General features: G+C 64.0%; 2 protein-coding genes. One reads left to right on the top strand and one right to left on the bottom strand.

The window, feature by feature from the left end; genetic code table 11:
- Positions 1-513: recombinase family protein (locus H926_RS0109335; RefSeq protein WP_022676057.1), on the bottom strand; the 513-nt coding region annotated here is incomplete at its 3' end.
- Positions 514-652: 139 nt separating this feature from the next.
- Here H926_RS0109335 and H926_RS0109340 point away from each other — a divergent pair.
- The coding region (locus tag H926_RS0109340; RefSeq protein ID WP_043608803.1) for a Tn3 family transposase at positions 653-3,179 on the top strand (2,527 nt) is incomplete at its 3' end.

Raw genomic sequence — 3,179 nt, forward strand, 5'->3', positions numbered from 1 at the left:
CGATTTTTGCAACAGAGCCGCCTCGCGAACTGTGAGGCCGGAAGCGATATGTTCGCGCGCCTTGCGGAGCTTGTCAGGTGTGACCACTGGCCGCCGCCCACCGGGGCGACCTCGCTCGCGAGCGGCCTTGAGGCCTGCATGGGTGCGCTCCCGGATCAGATCGCGCTCAAACTGGGCAAGCGAGCCGAAGATGTTGAACACCAGCATCCCGCCCGAAGTGGTGGTGTCGATGTTCTCGGTGAGCGAGCGGAACCCGATACCTCGCGTCGCTAGCTCGCCGACCTTCTCAATCAGATGGCTCATCGAGCGCCCAAGACGGTCGAGTTTCCAAACCACCAGCGTGTCGCCGCTGCGCAGATAGGCGAGCGCCTCGGCCAGGCCGGGCCGATCGGCTTTTGCACCAGATGCGTGATCGTCGAATATCCGGTCGCACCCGGCCGCGTTCAGCGCGTCGAGCTGGAGTGAGAGCTTCTGGTCTGCCGTCGAGACGCGCGCATAGCCGATCAACGCCACATGCAGCCCAATCCTGTCCGTTTTCCCATCATTATCTGATCTTGTCCGAATCGCCGTTATAGGTCCAGAGTTAACGGACATATTCCTGCTGGCCGCCAGAGGACCGTCTGACGGACACGCAAAGCGAAGGAGATGATGCTTGGCGAGACGGCGACTGGTGAGCCTGGAAATCTGGGCGAGGCATTATGGCGCGCCGCTCGATGAGCGCGAGATCGCGCGTCATTATACGCTGACCAGCGACGACCTGGAAATTGTCGGCCGCCGTCGCGGCGATGCCACCCGGCTCGGCTATGCGATGCTCATGCTATATATGAGATGGCCTGGCCGTGCGCTGGAAGCGGGCGAAGTCCCGCCCGCTCCTGTGCTCGCCTATGTGGCGCAGCAACTCGGCGTCGCGCCGGCAGCCTTCGCGGATTATGCCCATCGGGACCAGACCCGTCGCGAGCATCTCGTCGAAATCCGACGATCGCACGGGTTCAGGATTTTTGACCGCAACGCTTTCCGTGAAGTTGTCGCCTTCTCGGTCCCAATCGCGCAGACCATCATACACCCCGGCCAGATGGCAGACGTCATCGTCGATGAACTCCGGCGCCTGCAGATCCTCCTGCCTTCTCCGTCGATTCTCGAAGCGGTGCTGCGGCGGGCGCGCCAGCAAGCCGAACAGCTTACCTATGAAGTGCTCACGAATGGCCTGCTGCCTGACACCCTTCAGGGCCTGGACGATTTGCTGGCCCGACGACCGGGGCAGGTCGCGACATGGCTATCCTGGATGCGCAATGCGCCACAATCGCCGGCAGCGCGCAACATCCTGCGCCTGATCGAACGGCTCGCCTATATCCGCGCGCTGGGCCTCGATCGCGCCCGTGCCGACATGATCCCGGCTTTGACTTTTGACAGGCTGGCGGACGAAGGCAGCCGCATCACACCCCAGCACCTTGGCGAACTCAATGCCCTGCGCCGCCATGCGACGCTGGCGGCAACCGGCATCCGGCTTGAGGAAAGCCTGACCGACGCCACCCTGACGATGTTCGACAAGCTGTTGGGCAGCATGGCGCGCCGCGCCGAGAACCGGACCCGCGACAAAGCCCTCAAGACGGTGCGCGAGTTGCAAGGCCACCTCCGGACGCTCACGGGGTCTTGCCGCCTCCTCATCGACGCGCGCAGCAAGGGCGTGGATTCTCTGGCGCAGATCGAGGCGCTGGACTGGCAGCACTTCGCCGTGGCCGTCGAGCAGGCCGAAGTGCTCGGGCGACCGGAAACCGTCGATCGCACCGCCGAATTGATCGAGCGGCATCGGACGGTGAAGCTCTTTGTCGGCGCTTTTCTCAACGCCTTCGAGTTTCGCGGCGCCGGCGCGGTTCAGGGGCTCCTGTCAGCGCTGGCCATCATCGCGGAGCTATATCGGACCGGCAAACGGCGCTTGCCTGATCGCGTGCCGCTACGCTTTGTGCCGCCCGCATGGCGCCCGTTCGTCCTGCGGGATGGCATCGTTGATCGTGCCGCTTATGAACTATGCGCCTTGTCGCAACTACGCGAGCGGTTGCGAGCCGGGGATATATGGGTCGCGGGAAGCCGGCAGTTTCGCGATTTCGACAGCTATCTCATACCGCCGGCGACCTTTGCGGCGCTGCGCGAGAAGGGGCCGTTGCCGCTCGCCATCGAAACGGATTTCGAGCGCCATATCGAGGAACGGCGCACCAGGCTCGACACGGCGATCGAGCAGGTAACGGTCCTTGCACGGCAAGGGGAGCTGCCCCAGGTTAAGCTTGACGAAAACGGTCTCATCATCTCGCCGCTGAAGGCGGCAACACCGCCCGCCACCGAGATTGCCCGTCGCGCCGCCTATGATCGACTGCCGCGCGTGAAGATCACCGATCTTCTGCTGGAGGTCGATGCCTGGACCGGGTTCAGCGAATGCTTCATCCATCGTCGTTCGGGCCGGGAAGCCGACGATCGCAATGCGCTGCTCACGGTCATCCTCGCCGATGGCATCAATCTCGGCCTCACACGCATGGCGGAAACCTGCCGGGGCGCAAGTCTGCGTCAGCTCGCCCATCTTCACGACTGGCACATCAGCGAAGCCGCCTATGGCGAAGCGTTGGGAAGGCTGATCGACGCCCATCGCGCCATGCCGCTCGCCGCGCTGTGGGGAGACGGCACCACTTCGTCGAGCGACGGACAGCAATTTCATGCCGGGGGCCGTGGGGCCGCGATCGGCGACATCAACGCGCGCAGCGGCAACGAACCAGGCGTTGCCTTCTACACCCATGTCTCGGATCGATATGACCCCTTCGCAAGTCGGGTGATCGCGGCGACCGCTGGCGAAGCGCCCTATGTGCTGGATGGCTTGCTGTATCACCAGACCGGCCTGACGATCGAGGAGCACTACACCGATACGGGCGGGGCATCGGACCATGTGTTCGGCCTCATGCCCTTCTTCGGCTACCGCTTCGCGCCGCGCCTGCGCGACATCAAGGAGCGTCGTTTACACCTCCTTCCCGGCCAAGAATCCGGCCCCTTGCTTGCCGGCATGACGGCCGAACCGATCGCATTGGGTCATGTCGCGGCGCATTGGGACGAACTGCTGCGGTTCGCCACGTCGATCCGCACCGGCACCGTCACTGCTTCGGCAATGCTGCGCCGCTTGTCCGCCTATCCGCGACAGA

Origin of the sequence: Novosphingobium sp. B-7 (assembly GCF_000410615.1) — a bacterium.
In the GTDB taxonomy this organism is placed as follows: domain Bacteria; phylum Pseudomonadota; class Alphaproteobacteria; order Sphingomonadales; family Sphingomonadaceae; genus Novosphingobium; species Novosphingobium capsulatum.